The sequence below is a fragment of the Flavobacterium sp. C4GT6 genome (assembly GCF_036347315.1).
Lineage (GTDB): Bacteria > Bacteroidota > Bacteroidia > Flavobacteriales > Flavobacteriaceae > Flavobacterium.
Map to the genome: position 1 here is coordinate 17,127 of NZ_JAZGZU010000001.1, position 22,606 is coordinate 39,732.

General features: G+C 38.1%; 18 protein-coding genes and 1 riboswitch. Of the genes, 14 read left to right on the forward strand and 4 right to left on the reverse strand.

What is annotated here, in order from left to right; all coding sequences use genetic code 11:
• Window positions 1-89: 89 nt before the first annotated feature.
• From V3Z67_RS00075 to V3Z67_RS00130, 12 genes are all read left to right on the forward strand, one after another.
• Entirely contained in the window at window positions 90-4,430 is a 4,341-nt protein-coding gene (locus V3Z67_RS00075) for a CusA/CzcA family heavy metal efflux RND transporter (protein WP_330441389.1), read from the forward strand.
• A gap of 6 nt (window positions 4,431-4,436) precedes the next feature.
• A complete protein-coding gene (locus tag V3Z67_RS00080; protein ID WP_330441390.1) occupies window positions 4,437-5,756 on the forward strand; it encodes an efflux RND transporter periplasmic adaptor subunit in 1,320 nt (439 codons plus the stop codon).
• 101 nt (window positions 5,757-5,857) lie between these two features.
• Window positions 5,858-5,955: riboswitch (TPP riboswitch) on the forward strand.
• 72 nt (window positions 5,956-6,027) lie between these two features.
• Window positions 6,028-6,234, forward strand: coding sequence for a sulfur carrier protein ThiS (thiS, locus tag V3Z67_RS00085; RefSeq protein ID WP_330441391.1), 207 nt, complete (start codon window positions 6,028-6,030; stop codon window positions 6,232-6,234).
• A 31-nt stretch (window positions 6,235-6,265) separates the two neighbouring features.
• Window positions 6,266-8,086 carry a phosphomethylpyrimidine synthase ThiC gene (thiC, locus tag V3Z67_RS00090; RefSeq protein ID WP_330441392.1) on the forward strand — a complete coding sequence of 607 codons (1,821 nt, stop codon included), beginning with the start codon at window positions 6,266-6,268 and terminating at the stop codon, window positions 8,084-8,086.
• A gap of 4 nt (window positions 8,087-8,090) precedes the next feature.
• Window positions 8,091-8,696: a thiamine phosphate synthase gene (locus V3Z67_RS00095; RefSeq protein WP_330441393.1), complete on the forward strand. Its 606-nt coding sequence runs from the start codon at window positions 8,091-8,093 to the stop codon at window positions 8,694-8,696.
• On the forward strand, window positions 8,686-9,312 hold the full coding sequence (locus V3Z67_RS00100; RefSeq protein ID WP_330441394.1) for a thiamine phosphate synthase: 627 nt from the start codon (window positions 8,686-8,688) through the stop codon (window positions 9,310-9,312). Before V3Z67_RS00095 ends, V3Z67_RS00100 begins: the two co-directional genes overlap by 11 nt.
• Complete coding sequence (locus V3Z67_RS00105; protein WP_330441395.1) at window positions 9,300-10,070, forward strand: thiazole synthase; 771 nt, start codon at window positions 9,300-9,302, stop codon at window positions 10,068-10,070. Before V3Z67_RS00100 ends, V3Z67_RS00105 begins: the two co-directional genes overlap by 13 nt.
• Before the next feature lie 8 nt (window positions 10,071-10,078).
• Window positions 10,079-11,197: a 2-iminoacetate synthase ThiH gene (gene thiH / locus V3Z67_RS00110; protein WP_330441396.1), complete on the forward strand. Its 1,119-nt coding sequence runs from the start codon at window positions 10,079-10,081 to the stop codon at window positions 11,195-11,197.
• A 9-nt stretch (window positions 11,198-11,206) separates the two neighbouring features.
• Window positions 11,207-11,917 (forward strand): HesA/MoeB/ThiF family protein, encoded by a 711-nt coding sequence (locus V3Z67_RS00115; RefSeq protein WP_330441397.1) that lies wholly within the window; start codon window positions 11,207-11,209, stop codon window positions 11,915-11,917.
• 78 nt (window positions 11,918-11,995) lie between these two features.
• Window positions 11,996-12,901, forward strand: a complete 906-nt coding sequence (locus tag V3Z67_RS00120) for a hypothetical protein (RefSeq protein ID WP_330441398.1) — start codon at window positions 11,996-11,998, stop codon at window positions 12,899-12,901.
• 102 nt (window positions 12,902-13,003) lie between these two features.
• Entirely contained in the window at window positions 13,004-13,585 is a 582-nt protein-coding gene (locus tag V3Z67_RS00125; RefSeq protein ID WP_330441399.1) for a PhnA domain-containing protein, read from the forward strand.
• Window positions 13,586-13,703: 118 nt separating this feature from the next.
• Window positions 13,704-14,396, forward strand: a complete 693-nt coding sequence (locus V3Z67_RS00130) for an aspartyl/asparaginyl beta-hydroxylase domain-containing protein (RefSeq protein WP_330441400.1) — start codon at window positions 13,704-13,706, stop codon at window positions 14,394-14,396.
• 5 nt (window positions 14,397-14,401) lie between these two features.
• Here the strand turns inward: V3Z67_RS00130 and V3Z67_RS00135 are convergent, their stop codons facing one another.
• From V3Z67_RS00135 to V3Z67_RS00150, 4 genes are all read right to left on the reverse strand, one after another.
• A complete protein-coding gene (locus V3Z67_RS00135) occupies window positions 14,402-16,093 on the reverse strand; it encodes a carbamoyltransferase family protein (protein WP_330441401.1) in 1,692 nt (563 codons plus the stop codon).
• Between the two features lie 119 nt (window positions 16,094-16,212).
• The gene (locus V3Z67_RS00140; protein WP_330441402.1) at window positions 16,213-16,626 is read right to left on the reverse strand and encodes a hypothetical protein; all 414 of its coding nucleotides are present in this window, start codon (window positions 16,624-16,626) and stop codon (window positions 16,213-16,215) included.
• Between the two features lie 12 nt (window positions 16,627-16,638).
• Window positions 16,639-19,347 carry a TonB-dependent receptor gene (locus V3Z67_RS00145; RefSeq protein WP_330441403.1) on the reverse strand — a complete coding sequence of 903 codons (2,709 nt, stop codon included), beginning with the start codon at window positions 19,345-19,347 and terminating at the stop codon, window positions 16,639-16,641.
• Window positions 19,348-19,364: 17 nt separating this feature from the next.
• Window positions 19,365-20,186: a GLPGLI family protein gene (locus tag V3Z67_RS00150; RefSeq protein ID WP_330441404.1), complete on the reverse strand. Its 822-nt coding sequence runs from the start codon at window positions 20,184-20,186 to the stop codon at window positions 19,365-19,367.
• A gap of 235 nt (window positions 20,187-20,421) precedes the next feature.
• Here V3Z67_RS00150 and V3Z67_RS00155 point away from each other — a divergent pair, with 235 nt between their 5' ends.
• Together V3Z67_RS00155 and V3Z67_RS00160 are read left to right on the forward strand one after the other, a co-directional pair.
• Complete coding sequence (locus tag V3Z67_RS00155; protein ID WP_330441405.1) at window positions 20,422-21,909, forward strand: sensor histidine kinase; 1,488 nt, start codon at window positions 20,422-20,424, stop codon at window positions 21,907-21,909.
• Window positions 21,902-22,594, forward strand: coding sequence for a response regulator transcription factor (locus V3Z67_RS00160; protein WP_330441406.1), 693 nt, complete (start codon window positions 21,902-21,904; stop codon window positions 22,592-22,594). The genes V3Z67_RS00155 and V3Z67_RS00160 overlap by 8 nt, the downstream gene beginning before the upstream one ends.
• Window positions 22,595-22,606: the final 12 nt, after the last annotated feature.

Sequence of the window (22,606 nt, forward strand, 5' to 3'; positions counted from 1 at the left end):
ATGTGCCGGTGATGAACCGGCTATAACAGCGTGGCCTTATCCCAACCTTTAAGGCTGTTTTATAATCATTATAGTAATAAAGTAAATCGATGTTAGATAAGATTATCCATTTTAGCATCAACAATAAGTTTATTGTTGGTCTTTTTACATTGGTATTAATAGTGGTAGGTATTTTTTCACTTAAAAACCTTTCTATCGATGCCCTGCCTGATATTACCAATAATCAGGTACAAATAATAACCACTTCGCCCTCACTTGCCACGCAGGATGTAGAGCAGTTTATAACCTATCCCATAGAACTTTCGGTAAAATCTATTCCTAACATAGTAGAGTTACGTTCCATAAGTCGTTTTGGTTTAAGTGTTGTAACTGTTGTATTTGAGGAAGATGTAGATTTATACTGGGCACGTGCCCAGATATCTGAAAGGATACGCGAAGCAGAGGACGTTATCCCTAAAAGCCTTGGTACTCCAAGTATGGCCCCTATAAGTACAGGACTTGGGGAAATATATCAATATGTGGTATTCCCTGAAAAAGGATATGAAGATAAATATGATGCTACCGAGCTCCGTACCATACAGGACTGGATCATCAAACCACAATTAACCGGAACGCCTGGTGTAGCCGAAGTAAATACACTGGGAGGCTTTTTAAAGCAGTATGAAATTGCTGTGGAACCCGACAGGTTAAAAAGCATGGATGTTACCCTTTCGGAAATTTTTACCGCACTGGAATCCAATAACGAAAATACGGGTGGTGCCTATATTGATAAAAAACCTTATGCTTATTTCATTAGAGGAATAGGTATGGTTAGCGGTATAGAAGACATCAAAAAAATAGTAATAAAAAACAAAAACGGTATTCCTATACTGGTTCGTGATGTTGCTGAGGTGAAAATAGGAAGCAGTATTCGCTATGGTGCTGTTACAAAAGATGGTAACGGTGAAGAGGTAAGTGGTATGGTAATGATGCTTAAAGGTGAAAACAGTGGAGAGGTAGTTACCCGTGTGAAGGAGAAGATGGAGCAGATTAAAAAATCACTTCCAGAAGGTGTAGCTGTAGAAGCTTTTTTAGACAGGGCAAAGCTGGTAGATAATGCCATAGGTACCGTGTGTACTAACCTTATAGAAGGAGCATTGATTGTAATTTTTGTACTGGTTTTACTTTTAGGGAACTGGCGTGCAGGACTTGTAGTAGCTTCGGTAATACCATTATCATTACTATTTGCCATAACCATGATGCGTATTTTCGGGGTAAGTGGCAACCTGATGAGTTTAGGGGCTATTGACTTTGGTATTATAGTAGACGGGGCTGTAATTATAGTAGAAGCTATTATTCACAGGCTCGAAGCCAGGAAAAAAGCAATACTTACTGCAGATGAGATGAATGCAGAGGTGTATGAGGCATCTTCAAAAATAAGAAGCAGTGCCGCTTTTGGTGAGATTATCATTCTTATTGTATACCTGCCTATACTAGCCCTTGTAGGTACCGAAGGAAAAATGTTCGGGCCAATGGCACAAACGGTGTCGTTTGCTATATTAGGAGCATTTTTACTGTCGTTAACCTATGTACCTATGATGAGTTCCCTTGTGCTTAAAAAAGTAACGGGACACACTCCAAACTTTAGTGATAAAATTATAAATACCATATACGGTTTTTATCGTCCGGTTTTAAATAAGGCGTTGAAAATAAAAAGGTTTATAATAGGTGCAGCAGTTGCCATGTTTGCAGTTACTCTTTTTATTTTCAATTCTCTTGGAGGGGAGTTTATTCCTACGCTGGACGAAGGCGATATAGCCACCCACCTTATCATAGCTTCAGGTAGTTCGCTGTCGCAGGAAGTGGAAGCTACCACTAAAGCCGAAAAGCTCCTTAAAGCTAATTTCCCTGAAATTAAAATGATTGTCACCAAAATAGGTAGTGCCGAAATTCCTACCGATCCAATGCCTATTGAAGCAGGTGATATGATGATTATACTTAAAGACAGGGACGAATGGACATCGGCAGAAACAAAAGAGGAACTGATGGAAAAAATGGAAAAGGTTCTTGAAAACATACCGGGAGCTATTACCGAGTTTTCTCAACCTGTTCAAATGCGTATGAACGAACTTATGACAGGGGTTAGAAGCGATGTTGCCATTAAGATATTTGGTGAGGATATTGATATGCTTGTCAGCAAGGGAGAAGATGTTATGCAACTTATACAGGGTGTTGAAGGTGTTACCGATGCCAGAGCCGAAAGAGTTGCAGGACTACCTCAAATAACAGTAAGATACAACAAAGACAGGCTTGCACTATACGGACTAAACATAGGCGACCTAAACAGAGCTATACGTATGGGATTTGCCGGAGAAGCCGCAGGGAGAGTATATGAGGGAGAAAAACGTTTTGATCTTGTAGTTCGCCTTTCAGAAGAGAGCAGACAGGATATAGACAATATCAAATCACTTTATATTCCGCTACCGTCGGGTAACCAGATACCTTTAGGTCAGGTAGCTGAAATCAAATATGAAGACGGGCCAATGCAAATAAGCCGTGAAGACGGTAGGAGGCGTATTGTGGTTGGTTTTAATGTTCGTGGTGCCGATGTGGAATCTGTTGTTAAGCGAATTCAGGAAAAACTGGATACTAACCTAAAACTTCCGGCTGGATATTATATTACTTATGGCGGACAGTTTGAAAACCTCGTAGAGGCTAACAAACGCCTTATGGTAGCTGTGCCAATAGCATTGGGGTTAATATTTATTTTGCTGTATTTCACTTTCAGGTCGGTTAAACAGTCGGTATTAATATTTACAGCCATACCGCTTTCGGCTATTGGAGGTGTGTTTGCCCTTTGGCTTCGTGATATGCCTTTCAGTATATCGGCAGGTGTTGGATTTATTGCCTTATTTGGTGTGGCGGTACTAAACGGAATTGTATTGATAGCTTACTTTAACCAGTTAAAAGAACAGGGTATGGATGATATTTATGAACGAATTAAAGAAGGTACTAAAGTGAGGTTACGCCCTGTAATACTTACGGCTTCGGTAGCTTCAATGGGATTCCTTCCTATGGCTTTAAGTACAGGAGCCGGTGCCGAGGTACAAAAACCACTGGCAACTGTAGTTATTGGCGGACTTATAACCGCTACTTTACTAACCCTTATCGTATTGCCAATATTATATTACTACTTTGAAAAAGGTTTTTCTTCAAAACATAAAGGTACGGCTGTAACGGTTTTAGTACTATTGCTTTCAATTACCGGAGCTAATGCACAAACCCAGCCAATGGACCTGAACAAGGCTATCGCAATAGGACTGGAAAGCAATAAGGGAATACAGGTTTCGGCTCTGGATAGCGAAATGCAGGTACAGTTAAGAGGTACGGCTTATGACCTGCCTAAAACACAGGTTACAGGTACTTTTGGGCAGGTAAATACCAATGAAAAAGACAAGTATTTTAGCGTATCCCAAACGTTTAGTCCGTTTCAGTATGGAGCCAAGCGTAAGCTGTTAAATGAAAATGTAACAGCCGGAGAAATAAGGCTTGGTGTAACAAAACAACAGGTTATATATAATATCCGCCAGTCGTGGAATGCTCTGTTGTATTATAACGAACTGAATAAGGTATTACAGGAGCATAATAAATATATGCAACGTTTTGTAAAAGCATCTGATTTAAAGTTCAGGGTAGGTGAAACCGGTTCGCTGGAAAGTACTACAGCACTTGCCAAACAACAGGAACTGGAGCAACAGATATTGCAATATGAGGCGATGTTTAAAGTAGAGAAATCAAAACTAAAGGTATTGCTTAACCTTAAGGAAGATTTCACGATAGCTGACACTACATTCACAGCTTTGGCTGCTTTTAAAGTGACCGATTCGGCACGTATAAAGGATAATGCTAATATCAAACTGGCATTACAACAGGTAGAAATAGCCAAGGCTAATAAACGTGTGGAAAGTTCAGTATTGTGGCCTGATTTTACAGCGGGTTATTTTATACAGTCTATGAGAGGGGTGCAGGATGTAAACGGTACAGAAGTTAATTATGACGGAGCCTTGAGGTTTCAGGGATTTTCTGTAGGTGTGGGGATTCCTATTTTTGCGGGTAATAATATCTCGAAGATAAAAGCGGCAAAAACCAATGCCGAAATGCAGCAAATGCAGGCCGATTACCTGCAGGAACAAATAAGCAGTCAGTATACCCAACAAATGGATCAGTTGGAAACATTTCAGTCGCTTGTAAATTACTATATTACTACGGCGTTGCCTAATGCAGAGGTGATTTCCAACAATTCGTCTAAGGCGTACCTTAACGGTGATATTTCTTATGTAGAATATGTACAGGGACTGGAAACGGCTCTTAACATCAGGATAAACTACATTAATGCTATTAACAACCACAACAATGCAGTGATTAACCTGCAATACCTATTAAATCAGTAACATAAGATGAAAAAGATACAACTTAATATAGCCCTTTATACTATTACGGCAGCTTTTTTGTTTACAGGCTGTGGTAAGAAAACAAATGATGAGCATACTAACGAAGCTCAGACAGAAGAGGCGCACAATCATGCAGAGGAAGAAACAGGAGTTAAGGAAGTAGAACTTAATGAGGCGCAGTTTAAGGCAGCCGACATTGAGTTAGGAACTTATTCCATGAAAAACCTGAGCGAAGTAATAAATGCCAACGGATATACAAAGCTTCCGCCGCAAAACCAGGCCGATGTATCGGTACATATGACGGGGATTGTTACGGCAATCAAAGTGATAGAAGGCGAGGAGGTTAAAAAAGGTCAGGTACTGGCAGTGTTGGAAAGTCCGGAGTTTGCCCGTTTGCAGGAGGCTTACCTTACGTCAAAAAATAATCTGCAGTTCCTGGAACTGGAATACGAAAGACAAAAGATATTAAGCGAGGAGAATGTAAACTCTAAAAAGGTATTTCAGCGTACCAAGTCGGATTACGAAATCGAAAAGGCAAAATTCAATTCGCTTGATAAGCAGCTTAGCATGCTTAACCTGAGTAAAAGCTCTGTAAATTCTATTATGGCAATTACGGCACCAATCTCTGGGCATGTTACAGAAATCAATATCACACTTGGTGCTAATGCAGAGGTTGGTAAACCACTGCTTACCATTGTAGATAATTCTCAACTGCATGTGGATCTTTTAGTTTATGAAAAAGACCTGTATAAAGTTAAACCGGGACAAAACGTTCGTTTTGTACTTACCAATCAAGGTAATACCGAGATTACGGGTAAGATATTCAACATAGGCAAATCGTTTGAAAACGATACTAAGTCGGTTGCCGTTCATGCCGATATTATGAACAAGGAAGAGAAACTGATTGCGGGTATGTATGTAAATGCGCTTATAGATGTAGGAGAAAGGGCAGTACAGGCATTGCCTAATGATGCTATTATAAAGGCAGACGGAAGGGAGTATATTTTTGTTTTGGAAGAAGAACATCATCATGATGAAAAAGAAGGTCACTCTCATGATGACGGACACCATCATGACGACGAAGATACGCATAACCATGATGCTACCGAAGGACACTCTCATGATGATGGTCATGATCATGATAAAGAGGGGGAAATGTACCATTTTCAGCGTATAGAGGTGAAAACCGGTACATCTCAGTTGGGATATACTCAGATTACGGTACTTCAAAAAATAGACAACCATGCTAAAATAGTACTTAAAGGTGCTTATTACATTCAGAGCCATCTTATTAAGAGTGATGGTGGCGGTGGTCATGCTCATTAAAAAATAAAATCTACTTCATAGAAATAAAGCCTCCTCTTTTGGGAGGCTTTATTTTTTAACAGAGCTAACTGTAAGTTTTAATAAAAAAACTATAGATTTGTAATCTACTTTAGGGGTGTCTGCATATTTGCAGGCTGAGATTTTACCCTCTGAACCTGATACAGTTCATACTGGCGTAGGGAAAAGTAAGATGACTTCTTAATAGTGCTGTTGTGCACTTTTTTGCAGCCATTCCTAAAGTATATTATTTAACCTAATATACTGTGAGCGAATGGAATTACTCATTAACAATCAAAAAAAACAATTTGCACAGGAAACGCTTACTATTCAGGCATTGCTTGATATTGAGTCGCCCCAAAAGCAAAAAGGTATTGCTGTTGCCATAAACAATACCGTTATCCCAAAAACCAACTGGGATTCTTTTCTGTTACATCCTTCATATCAAATCCTAATCATTTCTGCCACTCAGGGCGGTTAATCCTTTATACCCAATTCTTAAAACTATTATTATGGAAAACAAAAAGCATCAAATATCCAGAACCCCGTTTGCTAATTCAAAAAAAATATATGTAGACGGACAGATTCACCCTATAAAAGTAGCCATGAGGGAAATTACCCTTAACGATACCCGAATGGCAAACGGAGGTTTGGAAAAAAATCCTCCGGTAACGGTTTATGATACATCAGGACCATATACTGATGAAAATATAGAAATTGATGTAAGGAAAGGACTGCCAAGAATAAGAGAGCAATGGATACTGGACAGGGGAGATGTGGAGGAACTTACCGAAATTTCTTCAAACTATGGTAAAGAACGTCTTAATGATTCGGGTTTGGATAACCTGCGTTTTGAGTACCTGCATAAGCCATTAAAAGCAAAAAAGGGAGCAAATGTTTCTCAGTTATATTATGCCAAAAAAGGGATAATAACACCAGAGATGGAATATATTGCCATTAGGGAAAATCAAAAACTGGAAGCTTTTGAGAAAGAAAACAATAACCTTTGCCAGCAGCACCCGGGTAACAGCTTTGGTGCTAATACACCAAAAAATAAAATAACTCCCGAGTTTGTTCGTAGCGAAGTAGCTGCCGGACGTGCCGTAATTCCAAATAACATAAACCACCCTGAAAGTGAGCCTATGATTATAGGACGTAACTTTCTTGTAAAAATCAATGCCAATATTGGTAACAGTGCCGTTACATCGAGCATTGAAGAAGAGGTTGAAAAAGCCGTATGGGCCTGCCGTTGGGGAGCCGATACTATAATGGATCTTTCGACCGGGAAAAACATCCATGAAACAAGGGAGTGGATTATACGTAATTCTCCGGTGCCTATCGGCACGGTGCCTATTTATCAGGCATTGGAAAAAGTAAAAGGAAAGGCTGAAGACCTTACCTGGGAAATTTTCAGGGATACCCTTATTGAGCAGGCAGAACAGGGAGTATCTTACTTTACAATTCATGCCGGGGTGCTTTTGCGTTACATCCATCTAACAGCCAGTCGTGTTACAGGCATAGTATCGAGAGGAGGCTCTATTATGGCTAAGTGGTGTTTGTTCCATCATAAGGAAAATTTCCTGTATACTCATTTTGAAGAAATATGTGAGATTATGAAAGCTTATGATGTGGCTTTCTCACTGGGTGACGGATTACGACCGGGATCTATAGCCGACGCTAACGATGCTGCCCAGTTTGCCGAACTGGAAACATTAGGTGAACTTACCAAAATAGCATGGAAACATGATGTACAGGTATTTATAGAAGGACCGGGACACGTACCAATGCACATGATTAAAGAGAATATGGACAAACAACTCGCGCATTGTGGTGAGGCTCCGTTTTACACACTTGGACCATTAACTACCGATATTGCTCCGGGGTATGATCATATTACATCCGCCATTGGTGCTGCAATGATAGGTTGGTACGGTACTGCTATGCTGTGTTATGTTACCCCAAAAGAACACCTGGGACTACCTAACAAAAAAGACGTTAAGGATGGTGTGATAACCTATAAAATTGCTGCCCATGCTGCCGATTTGGCCAAAGGACACCCTGGTGCACAGTATAGGGATAATGCTTTAAGTAAGGCACGTTTTGAATTTAGATGGGAAGACCAGTTTAACTTAGCCCTTGACCCCGATACTGCTCGTGAGTTCCATGATGAAACCCTGCCTGCAGATGGTGCTAAAGTGGCACACTTTTGCTCTATGTGCGGACCTAAATTCTGCTCTATGAAAATATCTCAGGAAATAAGGGATGTAGCCGAAAAAGGGATGAAAGAGAAGTCAGACGAGTTTGTGGAAACAGGCAAGGAAATCTATCTGTAAAACCATGATTATAATCACATCTCCACATAGTATAGCCAATGAGGCCGAAACGATTAATAACCTTTTTGAAGAAGGGTTACCGCTTTTGCACCTCAGGAAGCCCGAAATATATACTTCTAAACTAAGAAGGCTTATTGAAAGTGTAGACAGTGAATACCATTCCAAACTGGTGTTGCACCATAACTATGAAATTGCAGCAGATTACAATATAAACAGGCTGCATTTCACAGAAATGAATAGGGAAGGTTTTGATGGTATTTTGAAAGAATTAAAAACCGGTGCCGAATATATTATTTCGGCATCGGTACATACTATGCCTGATTTTAATCAATTATCATCACGATTTGATTATGCCTTTTTCAGTCCGGTGTATAACAGTATATCCAAGCCTGGACATAACCCTAAAAATGATTTGGGAGAAATACTAAAAAAACGTATCGCTTTTGATACAAAACTGGTGGCATTGGGCGGAATTACAGCTAACAACTGTGCTTCCCTGCTTACTAAAGGGTTTGATGATTTTGCTTTGCTGGGCGGTTTTTGGCAGGCAGAAAAACCAATGGAGGAATTTAGAAAATGTCTAAAAATAAGTAATGATCATGTACGATAAAATTCAGTATATATCTCAGGGAAATTCGATAACAGAACAGCTTACCAATATAAAGCAGGTTCTTGATGCGGGCTGTACCTGGTTACAGTTACGCTATAAAAACGGTACACAGGCAGAAATGAGTGAACTGGCAATTGCCACCAAAAGCCTTACCGAAAACTACAACTGTACTTTTATAATAAACGATTATCCTGAACTTGTAGTAGCAATAGGAGCCGACGGAGTGCATTTAGGCTTAGCCGATATGCCAATTGAAAAGGCAAGAGCAATTGTTGGAGACGATAAGATAATAGGTGGTACAGCCAATACTCTGGAAGATGTTTTGCAAAGGCATAGGGAACAATGTGACTATGTAGGACTGGGGCCATTTCGTTTTACCCAAACCAAGGAGAAACTGAGTCCGGTACTGGGGCTGTCGGGGTATAAAAGTATAATGACACAACTACAGGAGGGGGATATAAATATTCCGGTTTTCGCCATTGGCGGAATACAGCAGGAAGACATTCAACCCATACTCGATACCGGAATTTATGGGGTAGCCCTATCAGGGTATATTACCCAACATGAAAATAAAAAACAACTATTATATCAACTATACACACTATGCAGCCACTAACCATAGCAGATAAAACCTTTACGTCAAGACTGTTTTTAGGAACAGGAAAATTCGGTTCTAATGTTCAGATGGAAGAAGCTGTACTGGCATCTCAAAGTGAACTGGTAACTGTTGCACTAAAACGTATTGACAGGGAGACTGATACAGATGCTTTACTATCCTGCCTAAACCATGAAAGCATTAATTTATTGCCTAATACATCGGGTGCCAGAAATGCTAAGGAAGCTGTATTTGCAGCACAATTAGCAAGGGAAGCGCTGGAAACCAACTGGCTGAAACTGGAAATACATCCTGATCCTAAATATTTATTACCCGATCCTATTGAAACCCTAAAAGCTACCGAAGAACTGGCTAAACTCGGGTTTGTGATACTTCCTTATATTCATGCCGACCCTGTTTTATGCAAGCGCCTGGAAGATGCAGGGACATCGGCCGTAATGCCGTTAGGAGCGCCTATTGGTACGAATAAGGGATTAAAAACACTCGATTTTCTTGAAATAATACTGGAACAAAGTAATGTGACTGTTATTGTAGATGCCGGTATAGGTGCGCCGTCACACGCTGCACAGGCAATGGAAATGGGTGCCGATGCCGTTTTGGTAAATACAGCTATAGCCGTAGCAGGAAACCCGAAACTGATGGCTGAGGCTTTTAAGGAGGCTGTAATTGCCGGAAGAAAGGCATATGAAGCCCAACTGGCAGGTACTTTACAAAATGCGCAGGCATCGAGTCCGCTTACCTCATTTTTATACGAATAACATTGCTGATGACAACATTTAAGGAAGTTTTTGAAAACTACGAATGGGATACCATAAACAGTAGACTAAATCAGGTTACAGCAAGAGACGTGGAGAGGGTATTGGCAAAACCAAGAAAGGATATCAATGATTTTTTGGTTATGATTTCTCCTACTGCTACTCCGTATCTGGAGCAAATGGCACAGTTAAGCAGGTTGCTAACCCAAAAGCGTTTTGGGAAAACCATACAGATGTATGCCCCTATGTACCTGAGTAACGAATGCCAAAATATATGTACTTACTGCGGTTTTAGTTTTGACAACAGACTAAAAAGGAAAACCCTTACCGACAAAGAAATACTTATTGAAGCTGAAGCCCTGAAAAAACAGCGATTTGAGCATGTATTACTGGTAACGGGAGAGGCTAATTATACCGTAAACATAAACTATTTTTTAAATGCGGTAAAGATACTTAAAAATGAGTTTGCTAATATCTCGGTTGAGGTACAGCCGTTAAGTACAGAAGAGTATAAAGCCCTTCATGAAAGCGGAGTACATACAGTACTGGTATATCAGGAAACCTATCATAAGGAGGTATATAAACAATACCACCCAAAGGGAAAGAAATCTAACTTTGATTTCAGGCTGGAAACACCCGATAGGGTTGGTATGGCAGGTATCCATAAAATAGGGCTCGGAGTATTACTGGGACTTGAGGACTGGCGTATAGACAGTTTTTTTACGGCACTGCATTTAGATTATCTTCAAAAAAGGTACTGGCAAAGTAAGTATTCGGTCTCTTTCCCGAGGCTTCGTCCTGCCGAAGGTATTATAGAACCTAACTTTATTATGGACGACAGGGATATGGTTCAGCTTATTTGTGCTTACAGGTTGTGGAACGAAGACCTTGAAATATCAGTCTCTACAAGAGAGAATGAAAAGTTTAGGAATAATATAATTGCTCTGGGCGCTACGAGTATGAGTGCGGGCTCTAAAACTAATCCTGGGGGATATGTGGTAGACCAGCAGTCGTTAGAGCAGTTTGAAACCAGTGACGAACGTACTCCAGCACAAATTGCAGCCATAATAAAATCAGTAGGTTATGAACCCGTTTGGAAAGACTGGGACAGGGCTTACACATCTGTTTAAAATAGAATAATGATATCAATACAAAATATTTTACGTTACGGTAGGCAAATGCAGTTGCCGGAAATAGGGGAGGCAGGTCAGGAAAAATTACTTAATGCCAAAGTATTGGTTATTGGTGCAGGCGGGCTGGGTTGCCCGGTATTACAGTATTTGAGTGCGGCAGGTGTAGGAACCCTTGGTATTGTTGATTTTGACAGGGTAGAGTTACATAACCTGCACAGGCAGATTTTGTATAATGAAACTCATGTAGGGAGTTATAAATCGGAAACTGCTAAAGCTGTTTTGCAGCAGTTAAACACCGCTACAAACCTGATTGTTTATAACGAAAAACTCACTGCCGAAAACTGTGAAAGCTTATTAGCTGATTTTGATGTGATTGTTGACGGATGTGATAATTTTACTACCCGTTATATAGTGAATGATACCTGTGTTAAAATGGGTAAGCCGCTGGTATATGGCAGTATTTTTAAAAATGAAGGTCAACTGGCTTTATTCAATCATAACGGAAGTAAAAACCTAAGGGATATTTTCCCCGAACCTCCTAATCCTGAAGATGTGCCAAATTGCAGTTTAAATGGTGTTATAGGTACGTTACCCGGTATAATTGGTACTATGATGGCGCACGAAACCATTAAGATAATTGCAGGATTGCCTACTCTAAATAACGAACTGGTATTATTTAATACCCTACACTGGAATTTTACCAAGCTTATCTTTTGAGGTTCTTTTTGAGTTTTAATGTATTGGTTTACTGTTTTTTATGTAACTTTAATAGTACTAACCAACACGATTGTCAAAATGAAAAGAGCCTTATTATTTTTTATGTGCTGTGTTTGGTTTCCCATATCAGCGCAGGTTGACAGTGAAATTTACCTTGACACTATAGCAGTACAAACAGAGGAGGAACTGCCAGAGTTATATCAGGATGGTTTACCGGCTTGGTATGCACGCCGTTTCAGACTTAATTTAGGTGTCTTTTTTCCGTTAAACAATACTCAGGTAAGGGTTGGTAACAATAATGGGAATTTAGGTACTACTATAGACCTTGAAGACGATTTGGGCTTTACCAAAACAAGTGCTTCATTCATGGCAGATTTTCAATGGCGTATATCCCGAAGGTCAAGACTGGTATTGGAATATTTTTATTTGAGAAGGGAGTCATCTTACGTGTTAGACAGGGAAATAGAGTTTGGTGATAATACTTACCCTATTGATGCTTCCGTTACGGCTTATTTTGATACAAATATTGCCCGTTTAGCATATAGTTATGCCATTTTGAGCAAGCCTAAATATGAAGCAGGACTACTTATTGGTGCCCATGTTGTACTTGGCGATATGGGACTTCAGTTGGATACCAATATAGGCTCGGTAGGAGTTGAAGATGATTTCAGTTTCACGGCTCCCTTGCCTGATATTGGTGCCTGGGGAGAATTTGTACTCTCTCCAAAGTTCGGACTGTATACTAATATAAACTATCTGGCACTAAAAGTTGATAACATCAGGGGGCGTATAATAAGCTATAATCTTTCGGTGCTTTATAATGTATATCGTAATTTGAGCCTTACAGCCGGATATACCGGACTAAATATTCGTGTTGATGTTGAAAAGCAAAGACTTAACGGATTTTTTAAATGGGGCTACAATGGCCCTTCATTAACAGCAACTTACACTTTCGGTAACCAAATTCGTTTTTCCAAAAAGTAGTTTAGGGATTCATAACAAATTTTAAATTTTCAATAATTAATCTTTCAAAAACCTCAAAATCGTTTGGAATTTCTATTTTTGCAGTCCTAAACAATAAGAATAATGAAAATAGAAGAACAGCTTCAGCAACGAAGCGGTAATCAATGTGAATTAAGTGGTGCTACAAACGACCTTGTAACGTATGAGGTTCAGTCTATACATAAAAAAGGAATTGACAATACGATTTTAGTTACACAAAAATGTGTTGACCAGATTGAAAGAAGGGAAGAACCGGATGGTACTTTTTGGGAAAATATACTTCCTACTTCAATGTGGAGCGAAGTACCTGCCGTACAGGTAATGTCGTGGAGAATGCTTAACCGATTTAGGAATGAAAGCTGGGCTGCCGATGCTCTGGATATGATTTATCTTGAAGATGATAACCTGGAGTGGGCTAAAGAAACCGGAGATCATTTAAGTGATGTTAATGCCCAACTTCATAAAGACAGTAACGGAAACATTCTGCAAAACGGCGATACCGTAACCCTTATTAAAGATCTTGACGTGAAAGGATCATCCCTAAATGCAAAGATTGGTACAGCGGTTAGAAATATTAGGCTTGTACACGATAATCATGAACAGATTGAAGGAAAAGTAGAAGGTCAAATGATTGTTATACTTACCAAATACGTTAAAAAACAATAATATACTAAGAGAGTCGGTTTATCCGGCTCTTTTTTGTTTTTAAGGTTATTGTATAAATATAATACAGGTATAATTTGATTATCTTAGCAGTAATAATCAACCTAACCTTACTTATACCATGGATAAACCAGTACGCTATATAAAATTCCCTCTTACTTTTGATGTACATCGCCTAAAGGAAGATCTTGAAAAGGTTTTGTCCAAGAAATGGACATCCCATTATAATACTAATAACTACAGAGGAAACTGGACATCGGTTGCCTTAATGTCACAAAACGGGAAGTCTGATTCTATTTATGCAATGCCGTCAAACGATGGTAAACTTATAGCTACCGATGCTCTTGAAATATGTCATTATTTTAAAGAAGTTCTAGATAGTTTTCCGTTTGATAAAACCGCTGTACGCCTTTTACAGCTTGAGGCAGGAGCCGAAATAAAACCGCATACCGATAATGATCTTGGATATGAAGATGGTAGTTTCAGGCTGCATATTCCTATTGTTACCAATAGTGAGGTTGAGTTTATTTTAGACGGAAACAGGCTTGAAATGAAAGAAGGCGAATGCTGGTATATCAATGCTAATTTTACCCATTCTGTAGCGAATAGGGGAACCGCAAACCGTGTACACTTGGTTATTGACGGACTTCAAAATGAATGGACCGATGAAATGTTTTACAAAGAAGCTCCTAAAGAAAGTTTTGATAAGCCTAAACCTGTTATTAGTGATGAACAGAAACAGCTTATGATAGCCGAATTGAAAAGAATGAATTCTCCTGCTGCAGAGCAGCTTCTTAAGGAACTGGAGCAATAACAAAACTATTTTTCTACCATATAATTTTCCAGTACCATAATATCAAGGGCAGTAATATCAAACAGATTAAGGGCTTCCTGTGGCGTTTCAACTATTGGCATACCTTTTTTATTAAGGCTGGTGTTTAGCAGTACAGCAATTCCGCTTTGTTTGTAGAACTCTTCGAGTAATAAAGCAAATACAGGATTCCAATTTTCTTCTACGGTCTGTACCCTTGCCGAACCGTTTTTATGGGTAACGTTTTTCAATTGCTCCATATATTCTGGTTTAGTTTGGTCTACCAAAATCATATAAGGACTGTATCGACCTTTGGTAAAATACTCATTTACCTGGTCTTTGAGTACGGCAGGAGCAAAGGGACGAAAATCTTCCCTAAACTTTATATCTCTGTTAATATGATTTTTCATATCGTTTATACCCGGATGCGCAAGTATACTTCGCCTTCCCAGTGAGCGCGGTCCAAACTCTGAACCCGACTGAAACCATCCCACTGTTTTACCTTCATTAAGTTTATCTGCCACATAACTAACCATTTCATTATGGCGACTAAACTTTTTAGTAGTATATTGAGAGTAATTTTTTAAAGCCGATTCTATTTCGGTATCGGTGTATTGTTTACCAAAACAGGTACTGCCATTGTGTTTTTGTTTAGGCATTTTTAGGTATTCAAGCCAACCGTAAAAAGCGCAACCTAATGCGAGTCCGTTATCAGCAGCAGCCGGTTCAAAGTAAATATTTTCGGTAATACCGCTATCTTCCAGTTTCGAATTGGCTACTGCGTTAAGAGCCACTCCACCGCTATAACATAGGTTTTTATGAGGAAACTGTTCCAGCTTGTAGGTAATACATTGTAATACTGCTTTTTCAACCTGTTGTTGTGCCCATAGTGCAACATTGGCATAATAGTCAAAATTCTGCTTAAAGTACTCGTATCCCTGTGACGGATTGTTAAACCTGTTTTTCCAGTCGTTTTTTACAAACAGTCTTCCACTTTCAAATTTAAAAGCCTCAAAATCAAAAATTCCGCTTTCTCCAAAAGGGGCTAATCCCATTAGTTTACCTACATCGTCCATATCACCAAAAACATATTCACTTATTGCAGAATAGAAACCACCTATGGAATGCTGTGTTGTTGGCAGTGTAAAGGCAGTTTCCTCTTGTTTTGACATAGGGCTAAAATCCTTTACCAAAGGGATGAGCTCCTTACCATTGTAGTGGTAAAAGCTATCCTTTTCACAAAGCATTTCCATTGCATTGAGTATATCTTCAGAAACATATTTTTGCTGTTCAGGATGTATCTTCAGGAACTGCTCTAAAGGACTGCCGCAGCCATCAATAACCATTACGGCACATTCATCAAAAGGCGAGGTACCCACAGCGCTGTAGGCATGTGCCAAGTGATGTGATATATTTATAATTTCGGGTTTATCAGTTTCGGCAAATATTCTTTTTCCTTTATAACGATCTCTTTCAGGTATTTCAAAATTAGCACATTGTACCACCAGTGAAACATCTTTGAGTGTTATGCCTTCGGCATCCAGGCAGTACTGAATAGCCTCTGTATCATTACCACCATCATGTTTTATGCGGGTTAACCTTTCCTTTTCTATAGCGACACATATATGTCCGTCTTTTAATAAAACTGCCGATCCGTTGTGTGAAAGTCCGATACCTAAAACATAAACAGGTGTACTCATTATTATGTGTGTATTAATAGAGGGTTATCCGGTTGTAAATATACCCGAAACGTAAGTTTTTTTTGCAGGTATAAGTACCTGAAAAGTAAAAACAGGTGTTTCCTACCTAACTGTCAATTTTATTGCCCTATTACCTGTGTGGTTATTTCACTGTCATCAAGTAAATTAAATTCCTGTATTTTGTTTTCTGTGTTAAACAGAAAGTTACTTGTTACCTTTTCTTTAGTTTTTGGTTCAACAAAATAAAGATAAACCCTTGTAGCATTGGTCTCTTCTTTAACCTTTGTTACTTTATAAGAATCAAAAGGAGGGAGCTGCTCTACAAGTTGAGGGAGTATCTGTTTTTCAAAACCTTTAGGCATACCGGCTATGGTAAAGTTTTCGGCTAAAACAGTATTTAGTTTTGAAACATCCTGATTTTGAAATGCTTTTAGTACAGTATTGAGTTGTGGCTCAAACTTACTGCTGTCCTGGGCTGTGCCTGCTACAGATACTAATAGGGCAAATACGAAATAAATAATTTTTGTGGTCATAACTGTTATAAATTAAAGTTTATATGTTAAAGAGAGTAGCAGGTATCTTGGTTGTACAGTATACAATGAGGTACTGCTTGAAAACTGACTGAAATTGTCACTGTTTATCGTTTTTGTATTAAGTAAATTAGTAGCACTTATCCTGTAATCCCAAGCACCATCAGGTTTATGGTAGGATAATGAAAGGTCAAGGAAATCATATTTATTTTTAATGGTTTTAGAGTGGTTGCTATAGTTGTACAACTGATAGTTAGACACTAAACTAAAGCCGTTAAGAAAATAATACTCCAATTTGGCGTTTGGCCTATGGGTTAAATAAGCATCATTAGGGTAATTACTTACGTTTAATGAGTATCCAAGCGTTAGTGAGGGTAAGTTGTTAAACGTGGTAGTAATGGCCGTACTGTATTTTTGGTTGTATGACTCTAATGGTGATTCTGTCCACTCTCCGGTTTGGTCATTTTTCTGTATGTTATGAGCTTTAGACCACCCTAAGTTTGCTCCCACATTTATTTTATAGTTCCTAAATACCGATCTCCCATAACCAACTGAGGCTGTAAGGTTCTGATTGGCATACGCTGAATTGAATGATGTTTGTACACTGTTTATGCCATCAAAGTCGGCTTTAGCATTAACAGCATCAGTCACTTTATTGTAATTAATATTGGCGTTAAGATGACTCATGTTAAACGAGTTGAAGTTTTGATAGTAAAGCGAATGGTTTTGAGAAACCGAATTGTTTAACGCCCTGTTACCATTATAAAGGCTATTGTAGCTGTTTAAAAAGGTTCCTTCTGCCAGGTAGGTTATATCGGTAAAGTTGTTTACCAGTGCAAAATCATAACGTATGGATTCGTTTTTACCAATTGTATAATCAACATTAAAATCAGGTAACAGCCTTGTAAAGTTGTTTTTATAGTCGCTGTCCAGTTGGTTACTGGTGGTATTGTAAGTATGGAAAGTAACCCCTGGGTTCAAAGTGAAATCACCTAACACAAACTTATAGTGAATACCCGCAAAGGCATCGTTAAACCTATAGTTTACCTTATTGTTTAGCGTAGCATCATTAAAATCATTTTTAGTACCATTGTCCAGTAACTGGAAAATGTGTGAATTAAAATTTTGATAAGCATACGTATTGGCAAAAGTCAAATTAAGCTGATTTTGTTTATTGATGATGTAGTAATAATCCAGCTTAGCATCCAGTTTACTTGTTTTTACAAATTTTTCCTGATTAAGATTATTCCTTTCCTGCCCGGCAATAAACTCAGGGAATGTAAACGGAGTTTGTTGCTGTATGGCATTATAAAAAGGATCTTCATCCTGATAAAGTTGTTGTACGTTAAGCGCAAATACATTTTTCTCGTTTTTTGAGGTATGATATATATCCAGATTCTGACTTAGGGAAAACGGATTTTTTGAGTTACTATCAGTAATTTCCTGTCCCTGTTCGGTATTTGGGTATACGGTTGTATTGCTGTAATTACGGGTATTTAGTTTGGAACCCTTTACAAAAAGATCATAGTTTACCTCAAACCTGTCATTAGGTTTAAAATTACCATTCAGTTTAAGCATTGCCAAAGTGTTTTTACTAATAGCAGTACCTTCTTTGTACTGGGTTGTTACAGCCTCTCCTGTTTGGGTATCCAGTATGGAGCTTAATGTATTATTTTGGGTATCAATACTGTTGTTTGATAAGATTCCAAACCCATTAAAACTCCATTTTTTGTTTGGGTTATAGCCAAAGTTAGCTGCATTAAAACGCGATGTGACTTGTTTTGCCTTATTGTTTTGCATGATAAGCGACTCTAATTCGGGAGGGATTACAAAAAAGTTACTTCCGCCTTTTTTCATAAACTGTTTTAACCCGCCTGAGAACTTAAAGTAATCTTCAAACGTAAAAGGTATTTCTCCTGTATTATTATAATTACCTATAAGGTTAACCGAATATTTGGGGCTGTAATAAAACAGGTTAGGGTTAAAAGCAAAGCGTTCATCCGGACCTCCGCCTGCTGTAATATCTCCAAACCAAAAGTTCTTTTTACCTTCTTTCAGTTTAATATTCATGGCAACGTTATCCTTATTGTCTTCTACATATTTAAGCTGGCTTACCTCATTATAGTTTTTTAGTACCTCAATTTTATCTACCGCATCAGCAGGAATATTTTTAGTACCAATTTTGGTGTCGCCGTCAAAAAAATCCTTACCCTCTACCATCAGTTTGGTAACCTGTTTACCTTCGGCAATAATGTCGCCTTCAGGTGTAACCTCAATGCCTGGTAATTTTTTTAGTACTTCACCCAGTTTTCTTTCGGTGCCGTTAGTAAACGAGTCAGAGTTATATACAATAGTATCACCGCTAATCCTTACGGGGATATCGTGTACAATTTCTACCCCTTCAAGTAATACTCCTTCCTTAAGTTTTATTTCCCTTAAAACAGTCCTGTCGGTAGTGGTGAGTTCAAACTCTTCTGGCTCAAAACCTATAAAGGAAGCCTGTATCTTGTATGTTGTGTTCTTTTTTAAACCCAGTGAGAACTTTCCGTTCTCACTGGTTATACTATATGCTTCCGTCTCATTGTTACTGCTGTTTACAGCAAGCACATTAGCCATTTCCAGTGGTTGACCCAAGGTGTCTTTCACAAAGCCTTCAAATTTTATACTTTGCGCTTTTAACCCCGTAGCAGCAATAAGAACCAGCAATAAAATAAAACGTTTCATGGTTGTTTAGTTTTTAATTAATTACCTATAACTTCAATTTGGAAATTACCCTTACCGTTAGGATACTTACGTTTAATATCTTCCTGAATTTCTTTCATTTTCTGTTCAGATATTTTTTCAAACTCCTTAGCAGTAACCTTTTTACCTTTTTTAGGTGCTTTTATTTCAGGTCTTTTTTTAGGATTAAGTACAATTTGGGAACAAAGTATGGTTTGGGCTCCATCGTTTAACTCAAGAATAAGTCCGGGTAGACCACCATAATTAGCAGGACCAAACTGAACCGGTATTTGCGGAGTGTACCAAGCTGTTATTTCTTTATCTTCAGGAGTTTGATTACAAGCAGTTTTTGCCTCTTCTCCTTTTAAAATGTAGGTAGCCTTATAGGCCGTGTATTCACCTATTTTTTTAGTTTCCTGAGTTATTTTCCACTTGTAGTTGTTAATAGAGTCGGTTATAAGGAAAAGTTTGTTATACAAATCTACCTGCGCAATACTGATTCCTTCTTTTAGGTTGGTGTAATTAACTTGATCGCCACCTTCTGTCTGAATTATTATACTACTGTTTTGATCTATAGATTTTGGTGTTTCCTTTTTCTCATATAAAGACTCTGTTTTATTAAAGTTAAGCGTATAGGTATTTTGTCCTGCTGCCTGTAGTTGTTCTTTAATAAGAGCTTGCATGTCTTCAGGGATTTTTTGAGCCTGATCTTCGGGAATATCAAAATCAGGTATACTCAACTTAGTTTCATAAGTAACGGTTCCGAAAAAATCTTGGGCCTGTGTAGGCAGACTTATTAATAAAGCCAAAATGGCTACCGATGTATTTATTAGTTTTTTCATGGTTGTAATAATTTTTTTGTTATGATACAAAGTAAGTTGAGCCTGTTTTTTTATTAGGTTAACTAAGGTTAACGAGTGTTACCGTTTTTAAAAAATGAAGGAAATCCTTTATTAACAGGGGATAGCGGGAGTTTTTACAGTAGAAAAAGAAGTTTGTGATAACTGCTTTGTATAATGAAAGTTAACGTATGTTAACCGAAATGAAAAATGGTTTTTTGTTGCTATTTTTGAAGTTATGAAAAGAAGCAGTCAAACAAGGTTGATCTATTTTATAGGTATAGTTATCCTGATAACCTTATCTATACAAGCCTATTGGAATATTAAAAACTACAAAGCCAATAAAGTTGTACTTACCAATGAGGTTCTTTCGGGGTTAAACAATAGTATTGACGCTTATTATGCCGATTTGGTAAAAACGGATATTAAAGGCAGAGCCTCTACAGATAGTGTTTCGGGAGAGATGCGTACTATTACTATCGAAGCAACATCTGACGAAAACCTGGACGGATTATTGGATAGCCTTAAGGCAAAATATAACTTTGAAGATTCGGCTGTGGTGCTTTCCCCTTCACAAATGGGGCAAAATAGGAATATAACTATTACATCTGAAAGAAAAGCCGGAGCTCCGGGAATTAATGGTATACTAGGACACAATATTGTACCAATAGACAGCCTTACACAGCTTACAGAGATGGCTTCGAAAATTGTGGTATCCATGCTTAATCAGGATGTAGAGCTGGATAAGCTATCAGGCTATGTTAAGGATGAGTTTGAGCGTAAGGGATTTCATTTTGATTATGCTCTTTCGCAAACAACAAATCAGGAAACTATTAATACATATAATAACCCTGACGACAGTAAATTTAAATTGTCGATTGAAGCAAAATCAGGTTACCTGGCACGTAATAGTGCCATAAATATATTCTTCCCTAATATTACTTTATTGGTATTAAAGGAAAGTTTTGCAGGCTTATTTCTGTCATTTTTACTTTCGGTATTTATCATTGCATGTTTGCTGTATCTGCTAAAAATTATCAGTCAGCAAAAACAGATTATGCTCAGCAAAAATGATTTTATAAGTAATATTTCCCATGAGTTAAAAACACCTATAGCAACATCTATGAGTGCTCTTGAAGCCATTCAGCGTTTTAATAATGATGAAGACAGAGATAAGACCGACAGGTATTTATCCATTGCTTCAGGGCAGTTAGGTAAACTGAATATAATGGTAGAGAAAATATTGGAAACCGTATCTCTGGACACCAATAAAGTTGCTATTGAAAAGGAAGAATTTAACCTTATCGATATGGTTAAGAGTGCAGTTGAGAAACATCAGTTAAACACGAATAAAGAAATACTATTTGTTACCGACAGGGACGAACTAAAAGTAATGGCCGATTTGTTTCATTTTGAGAATGTAATTTCTAATATTATCGAGAATGCCATTAAATATGGTGGTGATAAAATTACGGTAAGTATAAAAGCGAATTATCTTAATGCCGATATACTGGTAGCCAATAATGGAAAACTGATAGATAAAAGCCAAAGGGAAAAGATATTTGATAAGTTTTACAGGATACCTACTCAAAACAAGCACGATGTAAAAGGTTATGGTATAGGATTGTACTATTCTAAAACTATAATGGAAAAACACAAAGGAAGCTTAACCCTGTTACCAGATACTAAAGAAACCACCTTTAAAATCACCCTGCCTTATGCCTGATACCATAAAAATATTATTAGCCGAAGATGAACCATCGTTAGCGCTTATTGTAAAAGAAAGCCTTGAAACGAGGAACTTTAAAGTAGTAGTTTGTGCTGATGGTGAAGAAGCCCTGCAAAAATATAACGAAGAGAAACCAGAGTTGCTGGTACTGGATGTTATGATGCCAAAAACGGATGGTTTTGCTGTTGCCGAACAGGTTAGGAAAACAGATAAAAGGATCCCCATAATATTTCTTACGGCAAAATCACAAACCAAAGATGTAGTAGAAGGTTTTCAACATGGAGGTAACGATTACCTCAAAAAGCCTTTTAGCATGGAAGAACTGATTATAAGAATACATGCACTTTTAAACAGGGTAGTAGGAGGCAATGAAGAACAAAAAAAGGATAATGATATTGCTATAGGCAGTTATGTGTTTAATCCCACCAAGCAAACGTTAACTTACAAAGAAGAGAGTGAAGTACTTACCCACAGGGAAACAGAGGTGCTTAAGCATTTGTACCAAAATAAAAATGAAATGGTTACCCGTTCTTTTATCCTTAATGATATTTGGGGTAATGATGATTTTTTTAGTGGAAGAAGTCTGGATGTTTTCATATCAAAACTACGTAAGAAACTAAGTGCCGATCCAACGGTACAAATTATAAACAGTCGCGGATTTGGCTACAAGCTCATTTGTTAACTAAACCCGCAA

Excerpts from the sequence above, each read along its gene's own strand:
- V3Z67_RS00135 (WP_330441401.1), bottom strand. The coding sequence starts at position 16,093 with ATGAGTACACCTGTTTATGTTTTAGGTATCGGACTTTCACACAACGGA.
- V3Z67_RS00160 (WP_330441406.1), top strand. The coding sequence starts at position 21,902 with ATGCCTGATACCATAAAAATATTATTAGCCGAAGATGAACCATCGTTA.
- V3Z67_RS00120 (WP_330441398.1), top strand. The coding sequence starts at position 11,996 with ATGAAAAGAGCCTTATTATTTTTTATGTGCTGTGTTTGGTTTCCCATA.
- V3Z67_RS00105 (WP_330441395.1), top strand. The coding sequence starts at position 9,300 with ATGCAGCCACTAACCATAGCAGATAAAACCTTTACGTCAAGACTGTTT.
- thiC (WP_330441392.1), top strand. The coding sequence starts at position 6,266 with ATGGAAAACAAAAAGCATCAAATATCCAGAACCCCGTTTGCTAATTCA.
- V3Z67_RS00080 (WP_330441390.1), top strand. The coding sequence starts at position 4,437 with ATGAAAAAGATACAACTTAATATAGCCCTTTATACTATTACGGCAGCT.
- V3Z67_RS00140 (WP_330441402.1), bottom strand. The coding sequence starts at position 16,626 with ATGACCACAAAAATTATTTATTTCGTATTTGCCCTATTAGTATCTGTA.
- V3Z67_RS00115 (WP_330441397.1), top strand. The coding sequence starts at position 11,207 with ATGATATCAATACAAAATATTTTACGTTACGGTAGGCAAATGCAGTTG.
- V3Z67_RS00130 (WP_330441400.1), top strand. The coding sequence starts at position 13,704 with ATGGATAAACCAGTACGCTATATAAAATTCCCTCTTACTTTTGATGTA.
- V3Z67_RS00150 (WP_330441404.1), bottom strand. The coding sequence starts at position 20,186 with ATGAAAAAACTAATAAATACATCGGTAGCCATTTTGGCTTTATTAATA.
- V3Z67_RS00155 (WP_330441405.1), top strand. The coding sequence starts at position 20,422 with ATGAAAAGAAGCAGTCAAACAAGGTTGATCTATTTTATAGGTATAGTT.
- V3Z67_RS00125 (WP_330441399.1), top strand. The coding sequence starts at position 13,004 with ATGAAAATAGAAGAACAGCTTCAGCAACGAAGCGGTAATCAATGTGAA.
- V3Z67_RS00075 (WP_330441389.1), top strand. The coding sequence starts at position 90 with ATGTTAGATAAGATTATCCATTTTAGCATCAACAATAAGTTTATTGTT.
- thiS (WP_330441391.1), top strand. The coding sequence starts at position 6,028 with ATGGAATTACTCATTAACAATCAAAAAAAACAATTTGCACAGGAAACG.
- V3Z67_RS00145 (WP_330441403.1), bottom strand. The coding sequence starts at position 19,347 with ATGAAACGTTTTATTTTATTGCTGGTTCTTATTGCTGCTACGGGGTTA.
- thiH (WP_330441396.1), top strand. The coding sequence starts at position 10,079 with ATGACAACATTTAAGGAAGTTTTTGAAAACTACGAATGGGATACCATA.
- V3Z67_RS00100 (WP_330441394.1), top strand. The coding sequence starts at position 8,686 with ATGTACGATAAAATTCAGTATATATCTCAGGGAAATTCGATAACAGAA.
- V3Z67_RS00095 (WP_330441393.1), top strand. The coding sequence starts at position 8,091 with ATGATTATAATCACATCTCCACATAGTATAGCCAATGAGGCCGAAACG.